The sequence below is a fragment of the Shinella sp. 838 genome (assembly GCF_029623935.1).
Lineage (GTDB): Bacteria > Pseudomonadota > Alphaproteobacteria > Rhizobiales > Rhizobiaceae > Shinella.
In genome coordinates, this window is sequence record NZ_JARSBQ010000001.1 from 1,484,361 (window position 1) to 1,508,652 (window position 24,292).

Consider the following 24,292-nt stretch of genomic DNA (forward strand, 5'->3'; position numbering starts at 1 on the left):
GCAGGAAAGAGGGGAAGAGTGTCAGCCGTTGGAGCGTCCGGGGGCAGCCCGTTGCTGGCTGTCCGCAGCCTGACCAAACTGTTTGGTTCATTTGCCGCGTGTAACGCCATCGATCTCGACATCCAGCCGGGCGAAATCCACGCCCTCTTGGGCGAGAACGGGGCCGGCAAGTCCACGCTCGTCAAGATGCTCTTCGGCGTTTTGGCGCCGACCAGCGGGCAGATCCTGTGGAAGGGCGACCCCGTACGCATTCCGAGCCCGGGTGCTGCCCGCCGGCTCGGCATCGGCATGGTCTTCCAGCACTTTTCGCTCTTCGAAGCGTTGACGGTTGCGGAAAACATCGCGCTGTCGCTGAGCCCGGGAATCTCGCTTTCGAAGGTGGCGGAAGAGGCCTCGCGCCTTTCCCATCTCTACGGCCTGCCGCTCGATCCGAAGGCGCATGTCGCGGACCTTTCGGTCGGCGAACGCCAGCGCATCGAGATCGTGCGTGCGCTGCTGCAGAACCCGGAACTCATCATCCTCGACGAGCCGACCTCGGTGCTGACGCCGCAGGAGGCCGACCGGCTGTTCGAGACGCTGGCCAAGCTGAAGGCCGAAGGCCGTTCGGTGCTCTATATCAGCCACCGCCTCGAAGAGGTGCAGCGCATCTGCGATCGCGCCACGGTACTGCGCCACGGCAAGGTGACCGGCGCCTGTGATCCGCGCCAGGAAACGCCAGCCTCGCTGGCCCGCATGATGGTTGGCAGCGATGTCGCCTCGGTGACGGCGGCAGGCACCAATACGAAGGGTGACGTGCTGCTCGAAGCCCGGCACCTCAGCGTTCCCGCGCGCACGCCCTTTGCCGTCGCGCTGAAGAATGTCTGTCTGAAGGTGCGGGGCGGCGAGGTTCTGGCGATCGCGGGCGTTGCCGGCAACGGCCAGGGCGAGCTGTTTGACGCGCTCTCGGGCGAATATCCGGTGCCTGATGCCACCGCCGTTTCCATCCGCGGCAAGGCGGCCGGCAATCTCGGTATCACGGCGCGCCGGCTGATGGGCGCCGGCTTCGTCCCTGAGGAACGGCACGGCCATGCCGCCGTGCCGGCGCTGCCGCTCTCCGACAATCTCGTCCTGGCGCGCAACCAGTCGGACCGCAAGACGTTTCTTGCCGGTGGCGTGCTCGGTGTCATCCGCCATGCGGTCGTGCGTATCGCCTCGAAGCGCATTTCCGAGACGATGGACGTGCGCAAGAGCGGCGAGGATCCGGCGGCCGGCTCGCTCTCCGGCGGCAACCTGCAGAAATACATCGTCGGGCGCGAGCTCGACCGCCAGCCCGCCGTGCTGATCGTCAACCAGCCGACCTGGGGCGTCGATGCGGGCGCGGCAAGCCGCATCCGGCAGGCGCTCGTCGATCTCGCGAAAGCCGGCTCGGCGGTGCTCGTTGTCAGCCAGGACCTCGACGAGATTTTCGAAGTCGCAACCGAGATCGCCGTCATCAGTGAAGGGCGGCTTTCCGACGTTTATCCGGCGCATGAACTCACCCGCGAGAAGATCGGCCTCCTGATGGGCGGTATGTACGGCAAGACGGAAGGCGAGGTGGCCCATGCGCATTGAACTGGAAAAGCGCGCCAATCCCTCGACGCTCTACTCCATCCTCTCGCCGTTCCTCGCCCTCGGCCTAACGGTGATCGCTGGCGGCATCATGTTCGCGCTGATCGGCAAGGATCCGGTCTCGGCGCTCTACAGCTTCTTCATCGAGCCGCTGCTCGACATCTGGTCGCTGCACGAGATCGCCATCAAGGCTGCGCCGCTGATCCTCATCGGCGCCGGCCTTTCGATCTGCTATCGCTCGAACAACTGGAACATCGGCGCCGAGGGCCAGTTCATCATGGGGGCGATTGCCGGCGCCATCGTGCCCGTCGTCTTCCACGACTGGCATTCGCCGCTCGTCCTGCCGCTGATGTTGATCTGCGGCATGATCGGTGGCGCGCTCTATGCCGCCATCCCCGCCTTCCTCAAGGCGCATATGAACACCAACGAGATCCTGACGAGCCTGATGCTGGTCTATATCGCCCAGCTCTTCCTCGACTGGCTGGTGCGCGGTCCCTGGCGTAGCCCGGATGCCTACAACTTCCCTGTCACACGGGATTTCGCGCCGGAAGCGATCCTGCCGGAACTCATCGCCTCGGGAAGGGCCAATCTGGGCTTCGCCTTCGCCATCATAGCCGCCGTCGGTCTGTGGATCATGATGCGCTATACGCTGAAGGGCTTCGAGATCACCGTTCTCGGCCAGTCGGAGCGGGCTGGGCGCTTTGCAGGCTTTTCGTCGAAGCGCATGATCTGGTTCTCGATGCTGCTGTCCGGTGCGCTTGCCGGTCTTGCCGGCATCTCCGAGGTCAGCGGCACCATCGGCAAGCTGCAGCCGATCATTTCGCCCGGCTACGGCTTTACCGCGATCATCGTCGCCTTCCTCGGCCGCCTCAATCCGCTCGGCATCATCGCCGCTGGCCTGTTCCTGGCGCTTACCTATGTGGGCGGCGAGGCGGTACAGCTGACGCTCAGCGTTTCCGACAAGGTGACGCGCGTCTTCCAGGGGCTGCTCCTGTTCTTCGTGCTCTCCTGCGACACCCTCATCCGATACAAGATTCGGCTGGTCTTCTCGCGGTTCAGTCCGTCCAGCGAAGGCGGAGCGCACTGATGGGTATCATTGAAGCCATCCTTCTCACCGTCATCACCGCGGCGACGCCGCTGGTGCTGGCCTCCCTCGGCGAACTCGTCAGCGAGCGGGCCGGCGTGCTCAATCTCGGTGTCGAGGGCATGATGGTCATGGGCGCGGTGCTGGCTTTTGCCGTGACCCAGTCGACGGGATCGCCTTATATCGGTGTTCTTGCCGGCATTGCCTGCGGCGCGCTGTTCTCGCTGCTTTTCGGCTTCCTGACGCTGACGCTCGTCGCAAACCAGGTGGCGACCGGCCTTGCACTCACCATTCTCGGCCTCGGCATTTCCGGCCAGATCGGCGAGCCCTATGTCGGCATGTCCGGCGTCAAGCTCCAGCCGATCATCATCCCACTGCTGTCGGACATTCCCTTCCTCGGCCCGCTGCTCTTCAAGCAGGACATCATCTTCTACCTGTCGATCGCGCTCGTCTTCGGCGTCAACTGGTTCCTGTTCCGCAGCCGCGCGGGCCTGAAGGTGCGGGCGATCGGCGACAGCCACGCCTCGGCCCATGCCCTCGGCATTCACGTCATCCGCACACGCTATCTTGCGGTGATGTTCGGCGGCGCCTGCGCGGGGCTTGCCGGTGCCCAGCTTTCGCTGGTCTATACGCCGCAATGGGTCGAGAACATGTCCGCCGGCCGCGGCTGGATCGCGCTGGCGCTTGTCGTCTTCGCCTCCTGGCGCCCCTGGCGGTTGCTGGCGGGCGGCTATCTCTTCGGCGCGGTGTCGATCAGCCAGCTGCATGCCCAGGCGCTCGGCCTTGGCATCCCCTCACAGCTGCTGTCGGCGCTTCCCTACATCGCCACGGTTGTCGTCCTCATCCTGATATCGCACAATCGGCGGATGACGCTGATCAACACGCCTGCCTCGCTTGGAAAACCGTTCGTGCCCGACCGGTGACGAAGAACAAGAAGACGGGAACACCACTCCTGATAACCTAAAGAGGATAAAATGAAGAAAATCATTCTCGCTCTCGCAACCTCGACGGCCGTTCTCGGCTTTGCCGCTGCCGCAAGCGCCCAGGACAAGACGAAAATCTGCTTCATCTATGTCGGTTCCAAGACCGACGGCGGCTGGACCCAGGCGCATGATATCGGCCGCCAGGCACTTCAGACCGAATTCGGCGACAAGATCGAGACGCCCTTCCTCGAAAACGTGCCGGAAGGCCCGGATGCCGAGCGTGCGATCGAGCGCATGGCCCGTTCTGGGTGCGCGCTGGTCTTCACCACCTCGTTCGGCTTCATGGACGCCACGATCAAGGTCGCCGCAAAGTTTCCGGACGTGAAGTTCGAACACGCGACGGGCTTCAAGTCCGCCCCGAACGTCGCGACCTACAATGCGCGTTTCTATGAAGGCCGCTATATCCAGGGCCTGATCGCCGCGAAGATGTCGCAGAAGGGCGTTGCCGGTTACATCGCTTCGTTCCCGATCCCGGAAGTTGTCATGGGCATCAATGCCTTCGTGCACGGCGCACAGTCGATCAACCCGGATTTCAAGGTCAAGGTCATCTGGGCAAACACCTGGTTCGACCCGGGCAAGGAAGCCGACGCGGCCAAGGCGCTGATCGACCAGGGTGTGGACATCCTGACCCAGCACACGGACACGACTGCGCCGATGCAGGTTGCCTCCGAGCGCGGCATCAAGGCCTTCGGCCAGGCCTCCGACATGATCGCGGCCGGCCCGAACACCCAGCTCACCGCCATCGTCGACACCTGGGGTGCTTATTACATCAAGCGTACCAAGGCGGTTCTGGACGGCAGCTGGAAGTCGGAGCAAGTCTGGGATGGCCTGAAGGACGGCATCCTCACCATGGCGCCCTACACCAACATGCCGGACGACGTGAAGAAGCTGGCGGAAGAGGCGGAAGCCAAGATCCGCGCAGGCGAACTGCACCCCTATACCGGCCCGATCAAGAAGCAGGACGGCTCGGACTGGCTGGCTGATGGCGCTGTTGCCGACGACGGCACGCTGCTCGGCATGAACTTCTACATCGCCGGCGTCGACGACCAGCTGCCGAAGTAAGCTGAAGCTGACCCATTCCAGCACGGAAGGCGCCCCATCGGGGCGCCTTTTTCGTTTGTGAAGGGCCGATGATGCGAACGGCCTTTGCGGAATCGGCGGCGCGCTCTATACCTGCCGAATGGCTTTGGACCAAAATGGGTGGTCCTTGGCGGAGGAGGGGACGTCGTTGCGCAGGGGTTTGTTAGAAACCGTCATCAGCGGGATGAACACGCGTACCAGTCACGCGCAGGTCGTCAACGAACTGGGCAGGGCAATCATTGCCGGCGACTATCCCGTCGGCGCGACCTTGCCCGGCGATGCCGAGCTTGCCGCGCGTTTCAAGGTCTCCCGAACGGTGCTGCGCGAAGCGATGAAAACGCTGGCCGCCAAGGGGCTCGTCGTGCCGCGCGCGCGCATCGGCACGCGGGTGACGCCGAACACCCAGTGGAACCTCTTCGACAGCGATATCCTCACCTGGTATTTCGCCGTCGGCGTCAACGAGGCGTTCCTGCTGCATCTGTCCGAAGTGCGTCTCGCCTTCGAGCCGCAGGCGGCGGCGCTGGCGGCGCGCCACGCGACGGAGGCCGATATCAGCCAGATGATGCGCCTTGCCGTCGCCATGGGGGATCCAGAACACACGGCGGAAACGCTGGCCATGGCCGACCTCAAGTTCCACCTCTCCGTGCTCGAGGCCTCGCGCAATCCCTTCCTGCGCACGCTCGGCAGCCTCATCGAGGCAGGTCTCGTCGGCGCGTTCAAGCTCTCCTCGCCGGCCGCTGACCGTGGCAAGATCGGCGATGTCTCGACCAGCCACATCCGCATCGTCGAGGAGATCGACAAGCGGGACGAGGACGGTGCGCGCCGGGCGATGGAGAACGTCATCAAGGTCGGGCGCGAACGCGTCGTGCAGGCGCTGCGCGAAGGCATGTAGCGCGGCCGTGTTGCGTAAAAGCGTGCGCCCGTCAGAGCGATGACGGTGCGGCGAGGTTGAGTTCGCCCTGCACGCCATCCTCCTCGCGTGCCGGCCGAGCCTCCCCGGAAAGCAGGCGGTCCGCCATGGCCGCGGCGACCTCTTCCTTGGCAATCACGATATGGTTGGCGCCGAACTGGCGCAGGTGATCGGCCTCCGCCCCGGATGCCGCCCGCGCCACGATGCGGATTGCGCCATTGGCGGCGCGCGCCTGCTCGATCAGCGTCCCGGCTGCAAAGGCATCCGGTATCGCCGTCACGAACCAGCGTGCGCCGGCAATGTTTGCCTGCAGGAGCACGCCGCGCCCGCCTGCGGGTTCGCCGATCGCCTCGATGCCGCTTTCCCGCAGGGCTTCTGCCACGCCGGCCCGCTCCTCGATGACCAGTACCGGCATGCCGGCGGCGCGCAGCCGCTCGACGATACGCTTGCCGACCCGGCCGTAGCCCACGACGATCGCATGCTCGATGAGTGCCGTCGGTTCGGGAACGTCCTCGGCCGCTTCTTCCGGCTGGGGCACTGCGGCCGTGCTGCCGTCCGGCTCCTGTGCTGCTGCAGCATCCAGCCTCGCGCCATAGTGATCGACGGCCATGAAGAGAAGCGGATTGACCAGGATCGAGAACAGTGCACCGGCCACGACAAGATCTTGCGCTACGGCCGGCAGGAGATCGAGCCCGACCCCGAGCACGACGAGGATGAAGGAGAATTCGCCGATCTGGGCGAGGCTTGCGGCAATGACCAGCGCGATGGTGCGCGGATAACCGAAGGCCTTGACGATGAGATAGGCGGCGGCCGACTTGATGAAGACGATGGTGATGAAGGTGGCAAGGATCGCCAGCGGCCGCTCGATCAGGTTGACCGGGTTGAACAGCATGCCGACGGAGACGAAGAAGAGCACGGCAAAGGCATCGCGCAGCGGCAGCGTTTCCCGCGCCGCCTGCTGGCTGAGCTGTGATTCCGCCAGCACCATGCCGGCAAAGAAGGCGCCGAGGGCGAAGGAGACGCCGAATAATTTCGCAGAGCCGTAGGCGACGCCGAGCGCGATGGCGAGCACGGACAGGCGGAAGAGCTCGCGCGAGCCCGTATGCGCCACGTAGTGCAGGATCATCGGGATGACCTTGCGGCCGACGACGAGCATCAGCGCGATGAAGGCCGAGACCTTGAGCGCCGTCACACCCACCGCCGTCCAGAGCGCGCCGATGCCGAGCGCCCGCGTCAGCTCCGGATCGACATCGGCCGTCTGCGCCGTGCCGCCCAGCACGCCGGCGAGCGGCGGCAGCAGCACGAGGGTCAGCACCATGACGAGGTCCTCGACGATCAGCCAGCCGACCGCGATCCGGCCCCGCTCCGTCTCCACCATGCGGCGCTCCTGCAGGGCGCGCAGCAGCACCACGGTGCTGGCGACGGAAAGCGACAGGCCGAAGACGAAGCTGCTGCCGGCAGACCAGCCCATCGCCAGTGCAAGCAGGAGGCCGAAGAGGGTCGCCACGACGATCTGGCCGATCGCTCCGGGAATGGCGATGGCCCGCACGGAGAGGAGATCCTTCAGCGAAAAATGCAGGCCGACGCCGAACATCAGCAGGATGACGCCGATTTCCGCGAGCTCGTTCGCCAGCTTCTGGTCGGCGACGAAACCGGGCGTGAACGGGCCGATGACGACGCCGGCAAGAAGGTAGCCGGCGATCGGCGGCAGGCGGAAGCGATGTGCGACCAGCCCCGCCAGGAAGGCGAGGCAGATACCGGCAACCAGGGTTGCGATCAGCGGTGTCGCATGGGGCAAGCGCGTCTATCCTTAATTCGTGGGAATTCAAGAGGATAGGGTAGGGCCGTCGGCCCCGTCGCGCAAGGCGGGAACGCCGTCAATCGTCGTTGCTGGCGTTCAGCTCTTCCGGCCGTTTGCCCTCGTCCGTGGCATGGGTTGCAAGCTGTGCCGCACCCATCGACTGGTATAGGTTGAAGAGCGCTTCACTCGCCCGGGCGGCGAGGCGGAACCATTCGTCGTTGCCGGCGATGGCGGGATGGTGGAGAAGCTGGTCGTCGACGAGGTCGAGCACGATGGATGCCGTGTGTACCGCCTCGTGGAAGCCGAAGGAGCCGGACGCATAGTGCGACAGCAGTTCGGGGGGCGTCATCGCCCGCTCCTGCGCGAGGATGTCGAGCTGCCTCAGCCGTTCGTCTTCCAGTTCGATGTCGGTGCTTTCCAGCATTGTCGTCTCCATGGCCTGCATCACCTCAGAAATACTCGATTCGCGTGTAGCGGTGGATCAGGAGAAGCGAACGATCCGGCTGGATGCGGTAGGTTTCCACAACGGGGCGGCCATAGCGATCGTTGAACGTGTGCTCGAACGTGCTGCCGATCGGCGCCTTGGTGAGTTTGGTGCGCGGCTGGCCGCCATAGGTGATGCTGCCCGGAATGGGCTCCACCGCGCGGGTGCCATCCGTCGTGCAGGCGGCAAGGAAAAGTGCGGCGAAAGCGGCGAGGGCGATACGGGTCATGTGAAACTCCTCCCGTGCAACTCTACCAGAACGCCGGCGCGCGGCAAAAGAAAAGGGCGGCCGAAGCCGCCCGTCTCTGCCGTATCAGCCCTGCGGCGTGAGGGTCACCGATGTGCCGGTGGCCGCAAGGTTCAGACCGATCTGGCCGCTGACGCTGATCGTCTGCAGGTGGATCGACCCGGAGGTGCCGCCGATGAGCACGTTGGTGCCGACGCCGAAGCCAAGCGTCGCTTCGGCTGTCGCCCCCTGATAGAGGCCGCCGAGCGAGCCCTGGTGGTAGCCGGCCGTCGGGGCGAAGACCGCCCAGACGATGCGGCCCTGCGTGGTGAAGCCGAGGTCGACGCCCATCTTGCGGATGACGCCGCTATAGGTGTCCTGCTCGCCGCGGGTGGACGAGAAGACGCAATCGACGCTCTTGGCCGAGCCGATGACATAACCGACGCCGCCGCCGACGTCGCAGGTCAGCATGCCGATCTTCACGCCGTCGCGATCACCCCCGCGCTCGACATAGGTCGGGGCGGGATCGCGTGCCACCATGTCGGCCGCGCCAGCGGTCGTTGCGAAAGCTTGCGCAAGGCCCAGCGCAAGGATCGTTCCAAGCTTCTTGTTCATTTGTGCACTCCTTCTAACTGGCACGGTAATGGCGAATCCGGTGCATTGGTTCCCGGCCGCAGGTCATCTCATGGAGAAGATCGTGGCAGAGTGTGGGCAGGTAACGATTTGATAAGATATTGCACCGGCCGCATAACGCGGCATTTGCCGGGCGAGGCTTTTCGACCACAGGCAGGGACTGCGCCCCGTGAGCGCTTGATGGCCGAAAACAAAAAAGGCCGGGGCGAAAACGCACCGACCTTCCTCATCATCACCTTTTCACCAATGCCAGTACATCCGTGGTCAAGGGCATCAGGTGATGCGGCCATTGCGAGCGGCAGAAGCTTTCCAGCGCTCATCAGCAATGCCGATGACGGCTATATAGGAGGGCATTGTGTTCAAAACAAGATGTTGGCGACGAAGTCTGCCGCTAGCCGGCCCTCGCACGTTGACGATGCAGCCAAAGCTGCTACAAAGCCGGCATCGCCTGAAGGATGGGGCCGGCGGAGACCGGTTGCACATCGCTCCAAAGCCGGCAGGCTTTGGCCTTCAGACAGGGGAAGAGTGTCCGAGTGGTTTAAGGAACCGGTCTTGAAAACCGGCGTGCGGGAAACCGTACCGTGGGTTCGAATCCCACCTCTTCCGCCAATTACCTTACCTAGCTTTACCGAAAACTACCGCAAAATACTGAAATAATTGGATAAAGTCTTTCGGTCTTTGGCTGACTTTGCCGTCCTTTGCCGCCGCTTGCCACTCTATACCCCACTGGAAACGGGGTATGATCCGGGGTATCCTTTTCAGGAAACGGGGTATTTGGGGTATCGCCATGCTAACCGACCTGAAAGTCCGAAACGAGAAGCCCAGGGAGAAGCCGTTCAAGATCGCCGACGGCGGCGGGCTGTATCTCTTCGTGTCTCCATCTGGCGGCAAGCTATGGCGCTTCAAATATTCCTTCGGCGGTAAAGAGAAGCTGCTGTCAATCGGACCTTATCCAAGCGTGTCACTGCTGGATGCCAGGAAGGCGCGCGACGAAGCGAAAGACATGCTTCGTCAGCACAAGGATCCGAGCCTTACGAAGAAACTCCGCAAGCAGGCCGCCACCAACACAGCGACCACGCTCGAGGCGATCACGCGGGAATGGTTTGATCTCAACAAGCCGCAGTGGGTTGCGCGGCACGCTGACGACGTCATCAGCAGTCTGGAAAAGGAAATCTTTCCAGTCCTCGGCGAGGTCCAGATCCGTGACGTGACCGCGGCCGATGTCATAGCTTCCTTGCGGCCAATCGAGGCGAGGGGCGCGAAGGATACGGCCCGGCGTATCAGGCAGCGTCTCAGCGGAGTCTTCGTGTACGCCATCGCCACGGGGAGGGCAGACAGCGACCCTGCCGCCACCGTCCAGAAAGCGATGGCACCGATGAAGCGAGGGCGGCAGCCCGCCATCACCGACCTTGGAAAGGCGAGGGAGATGCTGGCAAAGGTCGACGCTGAGACGGCGCACCCCGTTACAAAGCTGGCGCTGCGGATCCTCGCACTTACGGCGGCGCGTCCCGGCACGCTGGCAACTACGCCTTGGATGGAATGGGCGGACGTCGAGGCCAATCCGCTTTGGCAGATTCCCGCCGAGCGGATGAAACTTCGTCTCCACCATAAGGATGATGAAGCGAGGGACCATCTAGTCCCGCTGTCCCGGCAGGCCGTTGAAGCGATCTCCGCCTTGCGGCAGCTATCCGGCCGCGGCGTGCTTGCCTTCCCGAACGCTCGACACTCGCACAAGCCCATGTCCGAAAACGCTATGGGGTACTTGTTGAATAGGGCGGGGTATCACGGGCATCATGTACCGCACGGCTTCCGCTCGACGTTCTCGTCCATCATGAACGAGCGCTTCCCGTCTGACCGAGCCGTGATTGACCTTATGCTGGCGCACGTCCCGAAGGAAAAGGTCGAGGGCGCGTATAACCGAGCGCTCCACCTCGAGCGCCGCAAGGAACTCGCGCAGGAGTGGGCGGACCTAATCGCCGCTGATCTGGTGCCGGCTGCAGACCTGCTCATCGGCAAAAGGCGGTAGGAGTCGCCATTATGGCGACTCCACGTCGCCGACTTTTCGCACACCACCGTCGATGAATTCAATGCCGGCCGACTCGAAAGCGGCCTGCACGGCCTTGACCGTGCTGACTCGCGGGTCCTTGTCACCCTTTTCGAGGTTCTTCACGCTCATCTCAGACACCTTGGCGGCCTTTGCCAGCTCGGTCTGCTTCCAGTTTAGGAGGGCGCGAGCGGCCCGAATTTGAGCGTTTGTAATCATGACCTTAGATACGCCTTAGCCCCTCTCAAGGCAACGAAAATAACCCTCTCGTTTATTTATGTGCTTGACGTACAGATAAATATCCCTTACGGTTATTTTCATAGACGCCACATCAACGAGGAGACCCACCATGCACACCCAGGCACACACCGACAGAAGGCTTGAGCCGCGCAGGCTCGTCCCGTTAAGACAACCGCCGCACTTCCCCTATGACCAGGCTGACGCTACCGAGATTCCACGCATGGCGGCGCTGGCGCTACAATTGCAGACCAGCATGCATAATCTTCAGCCCATGCCAGACGAAGCCATGGACGGCATCAACAACGCACACACAGCCGTCGTTGAAGCGCTCGCCGCCGCTCCGGTGACGAAGTCCTCGGAGCTCGCCGATAAGCTCCGTGTGCTGGCCTATCTCGTCGAGAGCGATGAAGGCGGCGTCCTGAACCTCGAGACCGTCATGCTCCAAGCCGTGCTGCATGACCTTGGCGCCTTCCGGATCCGCGAGACGATCGCCGAAGGCTTCGACCTCGTCGAGACGATCTATGGAGACCTGCTCCAGTTGCGGGCAGGGTTCTACACCCGCATCGACATGGCATCGTAAAGTTTCCTGCCCACCGTTTCACCGCATGTTCCGGTGGGCAACTTGCCCCAGCGCGCCCATAGGCTGCGCGGGGTCTTTATCCTCCGCGAGGAGGTGGCGCCTCGCTTGAGCACGGGGCGTCGGGTGTCGCCGGTCCGCTGGCGGCACCCACTAGATTTCAGACACCGGAGGCCGCCCATCACCACCGTCGCCTACACAAGACGGGGCGGCCTCATACGGTATTAAGTCGATAGGTTGACGCCGACTTGGCGTGACGCTATCGTCCACCTCGCAGCATCTCAGGATGCGCCGGCTCCAGAGTTCGACACTGGCCCCGGTTCGCGGCAACGATGGTCGGCAATCCCCTCACGGGGGGAGATGTCGTTGTTTGCCGGTACATGACATCTCCTTTTTATCGAAACACTCGGCCAGGAGATCGTCCAATGTTGAACCTTTCCACCCGTGAATCCGCTGTCCGCCGCTCGCTCAAGAAGCAGGGATATTCGCTCCACAAGACGCCTGCCCGTTCATATTTGCGAGATTGGTATGGTGCCGGCTACATGGTCGTCGATGCAAGCAACACGGTCGTGTTGGGGGCCACGCATCATGCCTATGACGGAACGCTCGATGACGTTGAGGCATTCGCTGCTGCGGCTTGACTGTGCAAAGCCGCTCGCCATCATTGGCGGGCGGCTTTGTTTTGCGCTAGACACGCTGGCACGCTCGCCATACGGTTGCGAACGCTAGCGGAGAATCGACCTGTGACCAACCCAATCGACGCATTCAAGGCCTTCGTAAAAACAATCGAGAACGAGGAGCAGAGTGACTTCCTAATGCGAGTTCTGTGGACGGACGCCACAGAAGAGGAAGTGAAGGAAGTTATGGATTGCACGCGCAGCGGCGACCTCTGGAACCTATTTGACTTGAAATACGCCGCATACAAGGACGATCCTTGGAAGTTTGCAGGGTCAGCAATCAAGCTGCGCGCCTTCACAGATTACGCATTGGACGCGTATTCTGAGGTAAAAGAACGAGAGACATTGGAGCTATTTGCGGCCATGAAGGAGCGTGGCGCACCAGACATGGAGCGCTTTGAGAAAAATATGATTCGTAGAAGCGCCTACTTCCGAAGCATCATGCCAGAATGGGAAAGCGTCAAGGAGACCACGATGTCAGACGCTGAGATATCAAGGCATGCCGACCGTCTCCGCAGCACTCAAATGAATGATTTGCAGCGTAAGCTAAACGAACCCCGGCGAATCTGACCTGCGCCACCTTCATTGTTCAAATACCAGCCGCCCGCAACGACTCCCGCTCGCCGGCGCATAGCACGCGCCGCAAGCCGGCGTCCTCGGGCTCGGCCTGCATCTCTTCCCGGTATCGCGCCATCGCCATCTGGACGAACTCGTTCCAGACATCGACGTCGAGTATTCGCACTGCCCTTAGGGTGCCTCCGCCCATCTTGACGCCCGGCATCTTGACGCAGGGCGAGCCATCGGTGCGCCGAACGATCTCGCATTTTCGCATTTCGAGACCATTCATCTCGCATGTGAAAACGGCCATCAGGGCCGTGCCGTCGTGTCGTGGCGTGCTGCGGGCGAGTGTCATTTCGGTGATTTTCATATTGTTCCCTTTCCTACGCCGCTGCCGCCGTTGGCCGCGCAACTTGTTTGTGGAGTTTCAATCAATCCGGTTGCGGAAGTGCGCCAACCAGTGGAATGGTTAGTGGTCACTCAGGGTTGATCAAGAATGTTGAACCTGGTCCAAAAAGTAAGCACTTCCGGAAGTGTCTTGACGCCGCTGATTTGGATGTGCGGCGCGCTTTACACGCTGACAACCGCTCTGTACGTCGCTGGGGCTGAAGTTCCCGGTCATATCGCGATCGGCATGTCTTTCGCGATGACCGCGTTCGTGGCCGGATACTACATTTACTGGCAGCGAACGGATCCGAACAGGCTTCATTCTGAGGCTCACATTCAGGAGATGCGGCGTATCGATCTTCTGGGTGATAGCAATAGGGGGCCAGTCATTGACGCTGTGCCCGTCGGGAACCCGTATGTCGGAGAGATCGATGGACAGCGATAAGCAGAACGGCGTCTATACCTATTTTATATACGGGGCGTATGATGGAATGAACCTGATGGCCCTGGGGCAATACATTGTCGATAGCGCCGACATCTTGTCATTCTGGAATCATCTTCCCGTACTATACGCAGTAAAAACTAGGCTCAGCGCTTTGGATCTAACGCAGAAGCTGAGGCCATTCTTCGATGGACGCTTCTTCATCGTCGCAGAGATCGACTCGAGCAACATGAACGGTTGGATGCCACGCGAAGCGTGGGACTGGTTTAAAACACCAGCACCAACCGTTAAACCGTCGTCGCCACCTTCATGGGTCGCGGATATTCTAGGCCTGCCTAAGCCCCAGAGCTAATACCTAACCTGTCAGTCCTTTAATCCAGTCCGATTCAATAACCCGCGGACGCGGTGCGGCCTGGGGCTCTTGCTTCAGTTCCGACTCGCGTCGTTCCATATTGATGGTCAGGGTCTTCTGAGCCGCGATGGCATAGACGGCGCAGTCCAGGGTCTCGTGCCGCTTGCCGACAACCGGCACGAACTCATATTGCCGCGCGCCTCGGCGATATCGGACGATCATTCGCTCTCCTGTGAGCTGCTCGAAGTAGTCGATATCAAGCTTATCGGAGAACCGGATTTCGCCCTTCGCCAGGCGGTTGAAGAGCGCGGCCTTTATGCCGTCGACTCCGACAATCCAGAGCGAGCCGCGGCGCTTATCCGAGCGGCTGGCGGCGATCCAGGGGATGTTACCGCCACGGCCTTTGATCGCCATCACCCGGCGTCGGATACGCGGCCCGCAGAAGGCTATTACTTTATCCATGGTGACGCCGTCGCCAGCGTCCACGCATGCCGCGTCAACGCCGAGCGTACCGCCAGCGGGGTGTCTCCAACGCTCCTTCAACAGGGCGTCGAGGTCGGCCCAGGTCTCATCGTCGTCCCATTGCCCGTCGATGATGACGTGGCCGAGAACATGCGGCAGGCCGTCCCGGTCCCACCCGACAAGGCTGACTTCCAGACGGTCGTGCTGGACGTCGACGCCGGCCGTGATGGTCAGAATGCTGGCGGGGATATTGTCGAGGCTGAAGGGCTGGCGCCGCTCCAGCAGTTCCTGCTCATCAAGCTCGGTCCCGCCGCCGGTCGTGCCTTCTGCCAGGATGGTGTTGATGAAGGTCTTGAGGTCTTCCGGGTCCTTCTGGGCCGCAATCCATTCAGCGGCCAGTTTGCCCCAAGCAGCATTCTCCAGAAGGGAGACGAGCGCGTTAAGCCTGAATCCCGCATGACCTTTGACGTGCGGCGCGGTGATGCGCCACTGGCCATTCTCGACCATCTGCAGCTTGTGCTTCTCGGTCGCCACCTCCTCGCACGTGGGGCACTCCCATGCCGCCTTTTCAGGCTCGCCGTCCGGCCATTTAATGTGTGCCCAGCGCAATTCGTGGAACGTGCCGCAGTGCGGACAAGGGCATTCGAATACCCGCTTGTCGGACTCTTCGTACCGCTTCAGGACGTTCGAAGTGTCGGTATCGACGGGCGTACTACCGATCACAATCTTGCGGTCCGCGAAGGACAGCGTGCGCTTCTCAGCCAGGAGAAGCGGGTTGCCTTCTTTCGTTGCCGCCATTGCGTCGGCTTCGTCGATAAGCAAAACGCGGACGTTATGCCGGCGCAGGTTCTTCGGTGACTTTGCCGCAACGACCTTCAGCGAGCCGCCGGGGAAACGGCGGGAAAGCATCGTGTCGCGGTCGCCTTCGCGCGTGTCGCCGGACAGCAAAGAACGGATGGACGGCGAGGCGTCGAAAATGGGCTCCACGTCGGAAACGACGTAGTCGCGGCAGTCGGCTTCGGTCGGAAGGACGGCGAGGATGGGCGACGGATCGTTCGCCACAAAGCCGGCGATAGCGCCGGTGAGCAAGGTCGTGAAGCCGACGCGGACCGGCTTCACTAGGGTGACGCGCTCGATGAGCGGATCGCCGATTGCGTCCGCTATTTCCCGCTGCGGCTTGTACAGCCTGATCTTGCCGGAAACGGCGGCGACGGATTCGGGAAGGCGGATCTCGCTCTCAATCCATGTCGAGAGCCTCATCTTCGGCGGCGGCTTCGCCTTCGCGAGGGCGCGCCGCCTGAGTTTTGTCAGGGTCAGCAAGGGCGGTCAAAGCCTCTCGGATTTCGTGATCTATGAGCTCGATCGCAGCGGCGTCGAGCGAGGCGCCAGCACGGCGGCGAAGGCGGCCGGGCACGGCAAGCATTGCGCTTCGGACCTCGGAGACGATGCCTTCCCAGGTCTGCGCAACGGCCTCGGCTTCGACCAGTTCGCCACGGGTTTGCGAGTTCTTGAGAGCCTGCGCGTCCGCACGTTCTTTAGCCAGGCGAGCGTTCTCGGCATTGAGGTCTAGGTTGGCAGTCTGGCTGCCGGCCTTGCCCGAGACGTGCCGCACATAGTTCTGGATCGTGGCCGGCGCGTCGAAGGTTCCCGGTGAAATTCGGACTGCGATTCCTTCCTGCTCCAGCTGGTTAATTCTTCTAGAGGACAGCCCTAGAAGCCCTGCAACAGCGGCAGTTTTCAGTTCCATTAGAACCTCATTCTTGGGAAGGAAATGATATAGGAAAATTTGTGCAGACTGATTTTCCGGGATAGCCCGCCGCGCATGGCCTCTGGGCCGGGGAGGACCCGCCCACCGAAGGCTATTTCAGCAACTTCTGAATGACCTTGGTGATGCGCTGCTCGAGCAAGGGTGCTGCCATCTTATCGAAGGCCTCGGCTGTTGCTCCGGTGATCATTTCAACGGGGATGCGAACCCCGCTGCGCTGTTGCGTTATCCGGGTGCCGCTGCTGTTGAGACGACGCCACACATCGGGCGACAGGTAGGCGGAGTCGACACGCTTGGGGAACTTGCCGCCCTTCATGAACGTGCCCGGATACGGCGTCAGCTTTCCCCAAGGCTTGGCGACTACGCCCTTCCGTGTTTCTCGCGGCTTGAAGAAGCGAAGGCGGATGTCGCCGCCCGCGCTCTTCATGGTATAGAACAACTTGCCTGCGGCTGCTCCCTCTGTGCCGACTGCCCTGACGATAGTAGAGCGCGGCAAACCAGTCTGTTTTGTCAATGTCCGCACGACTTGCGTGCGCACCTTATTGCCGACTTTGTTGATCTCTTGCGGTACGACTTTGGGAAACCGCTCGGCAAGCCGAGCGATATCCTTTTCGTATTTCTTCAGGTTGCCGTCAGCCCATTTTACTGTGATGGTCATGATCTATCCTTAGTCGGAGTAGGAAGATTCAACGGCAGACTTCACGGCCTGCCCCAGGCGCGAGGCGGCAGCGTCCGCTGCCGCCTCTGGCGACGAAACGCCGGTGATGTGTTGCACCACCGATAGCCTGATCTCGGGAGGCTGCTTGTTGACCTCGCGCACCTCCTGCACGCCACGTGACGGCTGCAAGAGTTGGCTTATGGTAGGGCCGTCCAGCGTGATGGGCTTGTCGAGGCCAGCCAGCATCTCCCCCGTCGTGCGAGGAGAGCCGCTAGTGTCGCCAAATATTGGCGATTCCCTGAAGCCGAGGTCCGTAGCAACTGATGACAGACGATCCTGAGTCGGAGTCGTGTCGGATTTTGGCAGAATGTTCCCGAATCCGTCCCACAACTCACCCGGCGTTATCCCCGAATCCCTTGCAGGCAAGCCCATTTTGTCGCGCAGCCAATTGTCGACGGGGGATGTGACACCACCTAGGTTCCCCTTCGGGTCGAATGTCTGCAGGGCCTCGGCGACGGCGAGTGTGATGCCGGCAATGATCGCCGCCTTGGCCGCCAGCCCGAACGCCTTGCCGTAGATCGAGCCCGCACTGGTGCCGGCGGCGCCGATCACCTTGTCAAGTCCGCCGCCGCCAATACCGAGAGCGGTGGCAACGCCGCCCAGCGCCTTTAGCGCGCCTACAATTGTGGATGCCCCGGAAAGAAACCAGAGGGCGCTCGCAAGCTTCCGGATGCCCGCAGACACGGCTAGGAAGCCAACTGACCACTTGAGCGCATCAATGTAGTACGGCGAAAGGTCAGACAGGAATTTCACTACGGGGTTGTCTTTTATTTCTTTCCCGAATTCCCTGACGGCCTTGCCATATTCCTGGAACTGGCCAAAGAGCCGCCCGTATTTATCGGCGGCTCCTGCCGCGTCTTCTGCACCGAAGATGAAATCCCGGATGCCCTTCAGCGCATCGCTGCCGTCCGTGGCGCCAAGGCCGGATAGGAAGCCGCCTATCCGCGACTTGAATTCGTCGAAGATCGTAAAGCGGGAGTCGAGCGTATCGAGCACATGGCCGAAGTCAGCAATGCCGGCTTTCAGCTGAGGCAGCCAACTTAGACCGATATCCTCGAAGACGTAGGCGATCTTGTTGCGCAGGATGGCGAGTGCGTTTGAAGTCGTGTCCGCTCGCGCCGTGAATTCGCGGAAAGCCGATCCGGTGTATTTGGACTTGTCCGCGACCGAATCGAGCGCTTTGTCCATGAGTTCGGTATTGGCGATCAGCGGCGCGAAGGCCTTGGCCTCATCACCGAAGAAGCCGGAAAGCAACGAAATATGCTTATCCTTGGACTGCTTCGAGATCGCTTTCAAGACCTTCTTGACAGCGCCCGGAGCGTCCTTCTGCATCTCCTTCGAGAGGGTCGGAAGGTCCAGGCCAAGCATTTTCGCAACGTCGCGTTGCTCCTTCTTGGCGAGCGAACCGGCGGTCATCTTCTTCGCGACGTTCTGCATCGCAGTCGCGGCGACTTCCGGCTGAGCGCCGGCAGCAATCATAGCCGAGCCGAGGGCGGCAACTTCTTCCTTCGCGAAGCCGGCCATTTCGGAAAGCGAACCGACTTTCAGCAAGAAGGTCGTTATTTCCGAACTCTTCGAGGCCATGTTGTTGGACAAGTGGTTGACCGCGTCAGCAAGATCGCCGGTCTCCGCAACCGTAAGGCCGAATTGGGTCTTCAGCTTCGCAAGGCTCTCGCCGGCATCGGCCGCGGACATGTCGAATGCAATGCCGACGCGCGATGCCATCTCGGCAAAAGACTGCAGTTCGTTCGTCGCGATGCCAGACTCACCGGCGGCCGCGAACAATGCGGCGATCTCCGTCGACGCCATGGGCAGTTCGGTCGACATCTTGCGGATCGAGCGCGACATCACCTCGAACTGCGCATCGCTGGCGTTGACGACTTTCTTGACGTCCGCGAAGGCGGACTCGAAGTCCATCGCTGCGCCGACTGTCGAGCTTATGCCCTTCGTGACGCCGAGGTAGCCGGAACCGAGTGCCAGTGCCGGACCGATCATTCCACGGAATGGGGCCATCATAGAAGACGTCTGGCGGTTGAGCGCCGAGATGGCGCCGCTGATCCTACGCGCCGGCTGAGATACGTGGTCGATCAGGCCGACAATCAGTTTGGATTCGCGCGTGCTGCTCATCGGCCTGACACTCTTACTTCTGGAGTTTCTTCAGATGGGCGGCGAGGTGGTCGCCCAACGAATTGAGGACCGGCTCGCCGTCGACTTCGTCGATCTCATCGACGACAGCACGCGGCAGGCCGGAGAAGTGCGCCACCAGATTGAGCAGGTCGTCGCTGAAGGCGCCCATTTGGCCCTGGGCCATCGAGCCAGCGGCCTGCATGATGTACGGGTAGTCGCCGAGCTTGATCGGCCGCCACGTCAGGGATTTGACGAATTCGGGGCCATTGGCGACGGGCTTTTGAAGGGTGACAGACATGGGGTCTCCTTGAAAATAAGGAGGCCCGCGCGAGGCGGGCCGGGGGATTAGGCTTCACTAAGTTCCACTAAAATGATGCCGGAGTGCCGGTCCGAAATCTTTGAGATCTCAAACCAGGGGCTGCCGGGACGGGCAGTGGCGCGGACCTTGTCCTTGCTGCGCAAGACGATGTTGGGATAGGCGGCGCGGCTTATGACTAGGGCGTGGGCGCTGGCCGACACCGTCGTGATCATCCCATTGCCCAGCGAGATCGAGCCGTCGACCGAAGGCGAATGCAGGATGGCCATGAGGTCGGTCAGCGGGCGGGATGGGTCGGCCGTGCCGTTCTTCAGGGGACTGTGGCGCACCGGCTCGGCGAAGGCGGTGTGGACGGCCGCGATGGCGGCCGACCTTGCTGCTTGCCAGTCCATTACACGGACAGGCGGACGACGCCGGTCGCTGACGGGCTCGCAGCAATGGCCAGGGCGTGACCGAGCGGGGTGTTGGTGCTGGCCGTCGTCGTGGCCTCGCCAGAGGCGACATAGACCGGCGCACCAACCGTCCACGCCTGCGCACTCACCTTTTTGACGGTAAAGCAGCCGCTGGTTTTGATGTTGACGGGCTTGCCGGACAGAGCGTCGGTGCAGGCGATGCCGACAAGCTTGCCGACCTCGACGATATCACCGGATTTCACGTCGGCGGGGGCGAGAACTTCGACGATATCGCCGGTCTGGATGAATGATTTCACTCTGAGAATCCTTTGTCGTAGTAGGGCACGAAGCGCTTCACCCGCGTGCCGCTAATGGCGGCGAGGTCACGGTCGAGTGCGTCGATGGCTGATTGAATTTCGGCGACGGAGCGGTAAATCATCCGGTGACGAGTGCCACCGGAATTGAATTCCACCTCGAGATGGCCGGAGGAACGGGCGACCACAAGGGCCGCCCGCATTGCGTTAAGATCTTCGGCGTTCATTATGCGCCGGCATTTTTGTAGGCGCCGCGATAGTCGATGGCGCCCACCGCGAAATCGAGGCTTGCCGCGACCTTGACGGCCTGCGTGTCGAAGTCACGTTCCGAGCGAACCTGCGGGCCTTCGACACCGCCGACATAACCGTACACGACGACCGGAGCGGCAGACGGCGACGCGAACAAGTACCAAGCATTGCCGGTAATGTTGGCGTCCACTACCAGCGTGGCGAAGCCAGACCAGATATTGACGTCGCTTGCCTTCGTCGCGTTGATCGATGCGAGGATCAGGCGGGCGGCCGTCTCGTAAGCCGGACCGACAACCAGGAAGGCGGGCTGCAGGTTCAGGACGAGGCCGTCGAGGCTCTTCTGCGCGCGAAGGGCAGCAACCGCCGCACCGATGCTGGTCGCGTCGATCGCCGAACCGGAGGCACCGAGGTTGCCATGATCAGCGTGGAAGAGCGCCTTGGTATCCGATAGCGCACCGTTGGCAGCCAGAAGGGCGTATGCCATTCGATTCTCATCGTTGGCGGCGCGGATAGCAATGCCGGAAGAGAAATCGCTGAGGGCGCTGAGATCGTCGTTAATGAGTGCCTTACGGCCGATGGCGATGCCCGTCCCGTACTCTTTCGCCGTCACCTTCTCAGCATTTTCCGAGATGGTGCCGTACTTCACTTCGCCGGATTCGTTGATTTCCGTGAAGGCCGGGACGTCGCCAACACGCAAGAACTGGTGCGCCTTAAAGTCAGAGAATGGCTTGCGTGCCGACCAGGAGCGATAGGTCGGTGCGGCGATCTGGTAGTTCGCCAGTAGCGCCTTATTAGTCGCTGCTGACATAAGCAATGGGAAATCGCTGCTCGAATGGGCGCCGACGGCACGCTGCAGAAGGGCCTCGCGGTCGCGCAAATTGATGCGCTCGCCGCGAGCTACGGCCAGGTCGCCGACAAGATCGAGAACGGCATGGCCGCGGAATTCGGTTGCGCGGCCTTCGAGCTTCACGGCGGCAGGCGCGAGGCGATGCGCCAGTGCGTCGCTCATCGCCGAGCGGATGCTCTCCGGATCGGTGTGGTCTTCGCCAACCTTGGCCGTGGTGCGGATCGTGCTGGTCGCCTGGCTGCGTGCTGCGATGGCTTCGAGCGCGGCAGCATTCACGGTAGCGATGTCGGCCTCGGCATCGATCTGCGCGTCAATCCATGCCTGGTCGAGGTTGGCGGCCTTGGCGGCTGCGCGGATAGCGGTATTGATTTCAGCGCGAGTCTGGGTGGTGGTCATTGAATGGCTTTCTTCAGAGTGAGAACGGACGCCGGCCGCGGCATCTGCCGGAACCGAGACGAGCGAAACTTCAAGGATTTGGAACTGCTTGGCGGTCAGCGTGCGCTTTCCGCCGGTCGATGTTTCTGCCCATTTCCCAACGGAGTATCCAATGGAGGACCCGAACGATCGGCCCTCCGTAAGCTCCGCGGCAATGCGCTGTGCCTTCGCTGAGTGCTTGCTCAGCTTGGCCGTTCCGACAATCTCAGCACCTTCCAAGCGAATGTTGCTGACATCACCGATATTGTCATCGAGCGAACCTTGCCGATGGGAATCCAACAGGGGAATCGTCTCCGGCCAGGTGGCGCCGGAAAGGTCCAGAACCTCGACAATGCTGCCGATGTTGCGGGCTGCCCCGGTTGAAAGAACAAGATCGAAGGTCCAGTCGTCCTTGTTCCATGTGGTCGCGCGCATAGGCGCGGCGCGCTGTTGCGTGCCGGTGGGCAATGTCATTATGTGCTCCGATAATTAGGCGGCCGAGATGGCCGGTTCGTTCTCGTTAGCGGGAGGCGGAACCAAGCCCAGGCTCTTTGCCCGGTCTGCATCTGCGGCGCGTTCCGCGTCGAGGACTTCGATATCGACACCGCGCGCCGTAACGGCTTCGCGCCGCGACATGAGGCCGGCGTCGATCGCCATGACTTCGGCCTGCACGTCTTTCAACGGGTCCACCCACATGGTCTTCGGCGGGATGAACTTCGCAGGCAATGCGGCCGCCACGGTCGTCTGGATGCGTCCCGAAAGAACTTCGGTTGTGGCCCACCGAACCCAGATCGGACGCAATGCCTGAAAGGCGATCACGCCATGCTGGATGGTTTCCACTAGGCGCCGGAATTCGATCAGGCCGACACGGGCAGAACTGAAATTCGTATCGGATAGGTCGCCGGTGAGGGCTGTGGCCGGCAAGCCGAGGGCGACGGCGATTTCTCTTTCCACCATCTTGGCGAAGGCGATAACCTCTGCGCCGACCAAGGCGGGTGTCGACTGCTTGTAGTCCTGCCCCGGATTGAGGTAGTGCAGGCCGCCTGGCGTCAGGCCGCCAATCACAGTAGAACCGTTTTGCTCGCCCTCGGCTGGGGTCGCACCGCCATCGGCGCTGACGATGAAACCAGCCATAAGCGCGGCCGTTTTCTGCCGCATCAACTGTGAATCACGCCACTGATCGAGATCAGCCATCCGCAGCATTGCGGGGGCGAACCAAGAGATGCCGCGAACCTGGCCGGGGGTCTCAGGGCGGAACATGTGGACGACGTCGGCCGCATCGACACGGCGAGCCGGCGCGGCTGATGCATAGGGCTGGCCTGCCTGATCGGGGATGATCCAATAGGCAACACGGCGACCCGAGGAGTCGAACTCAATGCCTTGCACGACACGGCCAGACTCGGTCGGACGTGATAGGCTGGCATCGACCTGCTCGGCATCGATAAGGCGAATCCGCAGGCCTTCGTCGGTGTTGATGAGCAAGGCGAACGCCTCGCCGTCAATCACCATGCGCCGGGCCATGATGCCCTGCAGGCCGTAAAAATCCGTCATACCTTCCATGTCGGCCACGTCTGTCCACGCCTCAAACGACGTGTTCATCGTGGCGCGGATCGCTGTGTCGGCATGCGTGCTTTGCGGTTTGATTCCGTTGCCGACGAGGGCAGACACCCATGCCGTGGCAGCGGAGGCAGCGAGCGCATTGTTGCCGGCAAGATAGCGGGCACGCTTTGCAAGCGGCCCACGAGCCTCAAGGGTGGCAGTCAACTGGTTCGGCATGTCGGGCGTGCCGCGCCAGCGTCGGCCGCCTTGTGCGCCGTCGTAACTGCGCTTCCCGCTGAAGAACTGGCGGATTCTATTCAGCATCCACAGCCCTTTCCAGCATCCCCGCGAGCAAGTCCCATAGGTCGACGACGTTTACCGCGACGATGGCGAAGGTGCTCTTGGTGGTGAGAAACAGCGACCCTGTAGGGCGGCCAGGCTCCTTGGTCCCATCAATGATCTGGCGAAGCTGCTCAATCCCGACCGGATGACCGGCCGTCGAAAGTGCTGCCGCCACATTGAACTGATACAATTCGTGCGGCGAAAAATTCCAGACGCCGCGGATCTTCTGGCCGAACTGGTGCCCCATGGCCAGGATGAGCCTATGCCAGGTGAACAGCGTATCGATAGGGATGTCGGTCGTCTTCTGGGCGTCGATGAAGGTCAGGTATCGGCCCTGGTCGCACGACGGCGGGGCGTGGTCGGTCGCCATGGCGGCCTCCTTATGTTTCGGATTTGACAGATCAAGGTTCTGACGAGGGCACAAAAAAAGCCCCGGCCCGAAGGCCGAGACTTTTTGGAACTTGCCCGGAGCGCTGCGAAGCGCTCGACGGGCTGATCGCGCCGAGGGATGAAGGCAACGGCGGCGATTTCGGAATTGCTAGGTATTCTCCCCACTACTACCCATCCTGCGGGCAATCGAGGACTGCAGAACGGGCGTTTTGTGAACGCCGCGCCGGAAAGGGCAAAGAAATCAGAGAAGGGAGATGTTCCCGTTAGGAACGTCCTTCATACCCTCTCACAGGAATACCCGCCGAGATCGCGTTTTGTGGACATTCCGGGCGAAAACATTAACGTCGGGGCG

General features: G+C 61.8%; 28 protein-coding genes and 1 tRNA gene. 12 read left to right on the forward strand and 17 right to left on the reverse strand.

Going from position 1 to position 24,292, the window contains the following annotated elements:
• Positions 1–18: 18 nt before the first annotated feature.
• From P9A16_RS06980 to P9A16_RS07000, 5 genes are all read left to right on the forward strand, one after another.
• The gene (locus tag P9A16_RS06980; protein WP_023513425.1) at positions 19–1,590 is read left to right on the forward strand and encodes an ABC transporter ATP-binding protein; all 1,572 of its coding nucleotides are present in this window, start codon (positions 19–21) and stop codon (positions 1,588–1,590) included.
• Positions 1,580–2,674: an ABC transporter permease gene (locus P9A16_RS06985; protein WP_023513426.1), complete on the forward strand. Its 1,095-nt coding sequence runs from the start codon at positions 1,580–1,582 to the stop codon at positions 2,672–2,674. The genes P9A16_RS06980 and P9A16_RS06985 overlap by 11 nt, the downstream gene beginning before the upstream one ends.
• The gene (locus P9A16_RS06990; protein WP_023513427.1) at positions 2,674–3,594 is read left to right on the forward strand and encodes an ABC transporter permease; all 921 of its coding nucleotides are present in this window, start codon (positions 2,674–2,676) and stop codon (positions 3,592–3,594) included. Before P9A16_RS06985 ends, P9A16_RS06990 begins: the two co-directional genes overlap by 1 nt.
• A 51-nt stretch (positions 3,595–3,645) precedes the next feature.
• A complete protein-coding gene (locus tag P9A16_RS06995; RefSeq protein ID WP_023513428.1) occupies positions 3,646–4,716 on the forward strand; it encodes a BMP family ABC transporter substrate-binding protein in 1,071 nt (356 codons plus the stop codon).
• 202 nt (positions 4,717–4,918) lie between these two features.
• A complete protein-coding gene (locus P9A16_RS07000) occupies positions 4,919–5,626 on the forward strand; it encodes a FadR/GntR family transcriptional regulator (RefSeq protein ID WP_367182441.1) in 708 nt (235 codons plus the stop codon).
• Positions 5,627–5,657: 31 nt separating this feature from the next.
• Here P9A16_RS07000 and ybaL read toward each other — a convergent pair whose 3' ends face one another.
• The 4 genes from ybaL to P9A16_RS07020 form a co-directional block, all read right to left on the reverse strand.
• Positions 5,658–7,442: a YbaL family putative K(+) efflux transporter gene (gene ybaL, locus P9A16_RS07005; RefSeq protein ID WP_278025588.1), complete on the reverse strand. Its 1,785-nt coding sequence runs from the start codon at positions 7,440–7,442 to the stop codon at positions 5,658–5,660.
• Between the two features lie 79 nt (positions 7,443–7,521).
• Complete coding sequence (locus tag P9A16_RS07010; protein ID WP_023513431.1) at positions 7,522–7,869, reverse strand: hypothetical protein; 348 nt, start codon at positions 7,867–7,869, stop codon at positions 7,522–7,524.
• 25 nt (positions 7,870–7,894) lie between these two features.
• The gene (locus tag P9A16_RS07015; RefSeq protein ID WP_023513432.1) at positions 7,895–8,158 is read right to left on the reverse strand and encodes a hypothetical protein; all 264 of its coding nucleotides are present in this window, start codon (positions 8,156–8,158) and stop codon (positions 7,895–7,897) included.
• Positions 8,159–8,242: 84 nt separating this feature from the next.
• Positions 8,243–8,770, reverse strand: coding sequence for a DUF992 domain-containing protein (locus P9A16_RS07020; RefSeq protein WP_023513433.1), 528 nt, complete (start codon positions 8,768–8,770; stop codon positions 8,243–8,245).
• A 537-nt stretch (positions 8,771–9,307) separates the two neighbouring features.
• Between P9A16_RS07020 and P9A16_RS07025 the strand changes: the two genes are divergently transcribed.
• Positions 9,308–9,397 (forward strand) — tRNA-Ser (locus tag P9A16_RS07025).
• 130 nt (positions 9,398–9,527) lie between these two features.
• Entirely contained in the window at positions 9,528–10,814 is a 1,287-nt protein-coding gene (locus P9A16_RS07030) for a tyrosine-type recombinase/integrase (protein ID WP_278025589.1), read from the forward strand.
• Positions 10,815–10,823: 9 nt separating this feature from the next.
• On the opposite strand, the gene P9A16_RS07035 is transcribed toward P9A16_RS07030, so the two are convergent.
• Complete coding sequence (locus P9A16_RS07035; RefSeq protein WP_278025590.1) at positions 10,824–11,051, reverse strand: helix-turn-helix transcriptional regulator; 228 nt, start codon at positions 11,049–11,051, stop codon at positions 10,824–10,826.
• 130 nt (positions 11,052–11,181) lie between these two features.
• Here P9A16_RS07035 and P9A16_RS07040 point away from each other — a divergent pair, with 130 nt between their 5' ends.
• From P9A16_RS07040 to P9A16_RS07050, 3 genes are all read left to right on the forward strand, one after another.
• Complete coding sequence (locus P9A16_RS07040) at positions 11,182–11,652, forward strand: hypothetical protein (protein WP_278025591.1); 471 nt, start codon at positions 11,182–11,184, stop codon at positions 11,650–11,652.
• Positions 11,653–12,074: 422 nt separating this feature from the next.
• The gene (locus P9A16_RS07045; RefSeq protein WP_278025592.1) at positions 12,075–12,290 is read left to right on the forward strand and encodes a hypothetical protein; all 216 of its coding nucleotides are present in this window, start codon (positions 12,075–12,077) and stop codon (positions 12,288–12,290) included.
• 102 nt (positions 12,291–12,392) lie between these two features.
• Positions 12,393–12,896: a hypothetical protein gene (locus tag P9A16_RS07050; RefSeq protein WP_278025593.1), complete on the forward strand. Its 504-nt coding sequence runs from the start codon at positions 12,393–12,395 to the stop codon at positions 12,894–12,896.
• A 19-nt stretch (positions 12,897–12,915) separates the two neighbouring features.
• Here the strand turns inward: P9A16_RS07050 and P9A16_RS07055 are convergent, their stop codons facing one another.
• Positions 12,916–13,254, reverse strand: a complete 339-nt coding sequence (locus P9A16_RS07055) for a hypothetical protein (protein WP_278025594.1) — start codon at positions 13,252–13,254, stop codon at positions 12,916–12,918.
• 168 nt (positions 13,255–13,422) lie between these two features.
• Between P9A16_RS07055 and P9A16_RS07060 the strand changes: the two genes are divergently transcribed.
• Both P9A16_RS07060 and P9A16_RS07065 read left to right on the forward strand, forming a co-directional pair.
• A complete protein-coding gene (locus P9A16_RS07060; protein ID WP_278025595.1) occupies positions 13,423–13,716 on the forward strand; it encodes a hypothetical protein in 294 nt (97 codons plus the stop codon).
• Complete coding sequence (locus P9A16_RS07065; protein ID WP_278025596.1) at positions 13,703–14,065, forward strand: hypothetical protein; 363 nt, start codon at positions 13,703–13,705, stop codon at positions 14,063–14,065. The genes P9A16_RS07060 and P9A16_RS07065 overlap by 14 nt, the downstream gene beginning before the upstream one ends.
• Positions 14,066–14,068: 3 nt before the next feature.
• Here P9A16_RS07065 and P9A16_RS07070 read toward each other — a convergent pair whose 3' ends face one another.
• From P9A16_RS07070 to P9A16_RS07120, 11 genes are all read right to left on the reverse strand, one after another.
• Positions 14,069–15,847: a phage terminase large subunit family protein gene (locus P9A16_RS07070; RefSeq protein ID WP_336620587.1), complete on the reverse strand. Its 1,779-nt coding sequence runs from the start codon at positions 15,845–15,847 to the stop codon at positions 14,069–14,071.
• Positions 15,765–16,274, reverse strand: a complete 510-nt coding sequence (locus P9A16_RS07075; RefSeq protein WP_278025597.1) for a terminase small subunit — start codon at positions 16,272–16,274, stop codon at positions 15,765–15,767. Before P9A16_RS07075 ends, P9A16_RS07070 begins: the two co-directional genes overlap by 83 nt.
• 112 nt (positions 16,275–16,386) lie before the next feature.
• Positions 16,387–16,950 carry a hypothetical protein gene (locus tag P9A16_RS07080; protein WP_278025598.1) on the reverse strand — a complete coding sequence of 188 codons (564 nt, stop codon included), beginning with the start codon at positions 16,948–16,950 and terminating at the stop codon, positions 16,387–16,389.
• 9 nt (positions 16,951–16,959) lie between these two features.
• Entirely contained in the window at positions 16,960–19,137 is a 2,178-nt protein-coding gene (locus P9A16_RS07085; protein WP_278025599.1) for a phage tail tape measure protein, read from the reverse strand.
• A 13-nt stretch (positions 19,138–19,150) separates the two neighbouring features.
• Positions 19,151–19,435, reverse strand: coding sequence for a hypothetical protein (locus tag P9A16_RS07090; RefSeq protein WP_278025600.1), 285 nt, complete (start codon positions 19,433–19,435; stop codon positions 19,151–19,153).
• 47 nt (positions 19,436–19,482) lie between these two features.
• The gene (locus P9A16_RS07095) at positions 19,483–19,845 is read right to left on the reverse strand and encodes a hypothetical protein (RefSeq protein ID WP_278025601.1); all 363 of its coding nucleotides are present in this window, start codon (positions 19,843–19,845) and stop codon (positions 19,483–19,485) included.
• A complete protein-coding gene (locus tag P9A16_RS07100; RefSeq protein ID WP_278025602.1) occupies positions 19,845–20,162 on the reverse strand; it encodes a DUF2190 family protein in 318 nt (105 codons plus the stop codon). Before P9A16_RS07100 ends, P9A16_RS07095 begins: the two co-directional genes overlap by 1 nt.
• Positions 20,159–20,386, reverse strand: a complete 228-nt coding sequence (locus P9A16_RS07105) for a phage head-tail joining protein (protein WP_278025603.1) — start codon at positions 20,384–20,386, stop codon at positions 20,159–20,161. Before P9A16_RS07105 ends, P9A16_RS07100 begins: the two co-directional genes overlap by 4 nt.
• A complete protein-coding gene (locus tag P9A16_RS07110; protein ID WP_278025604.1) occupies positions 20,386–22,143 on the reverse strand; it encodes a prohead protease/major capsid protein fusion protein in 1,758 nt (585 codons plus the stop codon). Before P9A16_RS07110 ends, P9A16_RS07105 begins: the two co-directional genes overlap by 1 nt.
• A gap of 15 nt (positions 22,144–22,158) precedes the next feature.
• Entirely contained in the window at positions 22,159–23,532 is a 1,374-nt protein-coding gene (locus P9A16_RS07115) for a phage portal protein (protein WP_278025605.1), read from the reverse strand.
• Positions 23,522–23,920 (reverse strand): hypothetical protein, encoded by a 399-nt coding sequence (locus tag P9A16_RS07120; protein WP_278025606.1) that lies wholly within the window; start codon positions 23,918–23,920, stop codon positions 23,522–23,524. Before P9A16_RS07120 ends, P9A16_RS07115 begins: the two co-directional genes overlap by 11 nt.
• Between the last annotated feature and the right edge of the window lie 372 nt (positions 23,921–24,292).

Excerpts from the sequence above, each read along its gene's own strand:
- P9A16_RS06985 (WP_023513426.1), top strand. The coding sequence starts at position 1,580 with ATGCGCATTGAACTGGAAAAGCGCGCCAATCCCTCGACGCTCTACTCC.
- P9A16_RS06990 (WP_023513427.1), top strand. The coding sequence starts at position 2,674 with ATGGGTATCATTGAAGCCATCCTTCTCACCGTCATCACCGCGGCGACG.
- P9A16_RS06995 (WP_023513428.1), top strand. The coding sequence starts at position 3,646 with ATGAAGAAAATCATTCTCGCTCTCGCAACCTCGACGGCCGTTCTCGGC.
- P9A16_RS07000 (WP_367182441.1), top strand. The coding sequence starts at position 4,919 with ATGAACACGCGTACCAGTCACGCGCAGGTCGTCAACGAACTGGGCAGG.
- P9A16_RS07010 (WP_023513431.1), bottom strand. The coding sequence starts at position 7,869 with ATGCTGGAAAGCACCGACATCGAACTGGAAGACGAACGGCTGAGGCAG.
- P9A16_RS07015 (WP_023513432.1), bottom strand. The coding sequence starts at position 8,158 with ATGACCCGTATCGCCCTCGCCGCTTTCGCCGCACTTTTCCTTGCCGCC.
- P9A16_RS07020 (WP_023513433.1), bottom strand. The coding sequence starts at position 8,770 with ATGAACAAGAAGCTTGGAACGATCCTTGCGCTGGGCCTTGCGCAAGCT.
- P9A16_RS07030 (WP_278025589.1), top strand. The coding sequence starts at position 9,528 with ATGATCCGGGGTATCCTTTTCAGGAAACGGGGTATTTGGGGTATCGCC.
- P9A16_RS07035 (WP_278025590.1), bottom strand. The coding sequence starts at position 11,051 with ATGATTACAAACGCTCAAATTCGGGCCGCTCGCGCCCTCCTAAACTGG.
- P9A16_RS07040 (WP_278025591.1), top strand. The coding sequence starts at position 11,182 with ATGCACACCCAGGCACACACCGACAGAAGGCTTGAGCCGCGCAGGCTC.
- P9A16_RS07045 (WP_278025592.1), top strand. The coding sequence starts at position 12,075 with ATGTTGAACCTTTCCACCCGTGAATCCGCTGTCCGCCGCTCGCTCAAG.
- P9A16_RS07055 (WP_278025594.1), bottom strand. The coding sequence starts at position 13,254 with ATGAAAATCACCGAAATGACACTCGCCCGCAGCACGCCACGACACGAC.
- P9A16_RS07065 (WP_278025596.1), top strand. The coding sequence starts at position 13,703 with ATGGACAGCGATAAGCAGAACGGCGTCTATACCTATTTTATATACGGG.
- P9A16_RS07075 (WP_278025597.1), bottom strand. The coding sequence starts at position 16,274 with ATGGAACTGAAAACTGCCGCTGTTGCAGGGCTTCTAGGGCTGTCCTCT.
- P9A16_RS07080 (WP_278025598.1), bottom strand. The coding sequence starts at position 16,950 with ATGACCATCACAGTAAAATGGGCTGACGGCAACCTGAAGAAATACGAA.
- P9A16_RS07085 (WP_278025599.1), bottom strand. The coding sequence starts at position 19,137 with ATGAGCAGCACGCGCGAATCCAAACTGATTGTCGGCCTGATCGACCAC.
- P9A16_RS07090 (WP_278025600.1), bottom strand. The coding sequence starts at position 19,435 with ATGTCTGTCACCCTTCAAAAGCCCGTCGCCAATGGCCCCGAATTCGTC.
- P9A16_RS07095 (WP_278025601.1), bottom strand. The coding sequence starts at position 19,845 with ATGGACTGGCAAGCAGCAAGGTCGGCCGCCATCGCGGCCGTCCACACC.
- P9A16_RS07105 (WP_278025603.1), bottom strand. The coding sequence starts at position 20,386 with ATGAACGCCGAAGATCTTAACGCAATGCGGGCGGCCCTTGTGGTCGCC.
- P9A16_RS07110 (WP_278025604.1), bottom strand. The coding sequence starts at position 22,143 with ATGACATTGCCCACCGGCACGCAACAGCGCGCCGCGCCTATGCGCGCG.
- P9A16_RS07115 (WP_278025605.1), bottom strand. The coding sequence starts at position 23,532 with ATGCTGAATAGAATCCGCCAGTTCTTCAGCGGGAAGCGCAGTTACGAC.
- P9A16_RS07120 (WP_278025606.1), bottom strand. The coding sequence starts at position 23,920 with ATGGCGACCGACCACGCCCCGCCGTCGTGCGACCAGGGCCGATACCTG.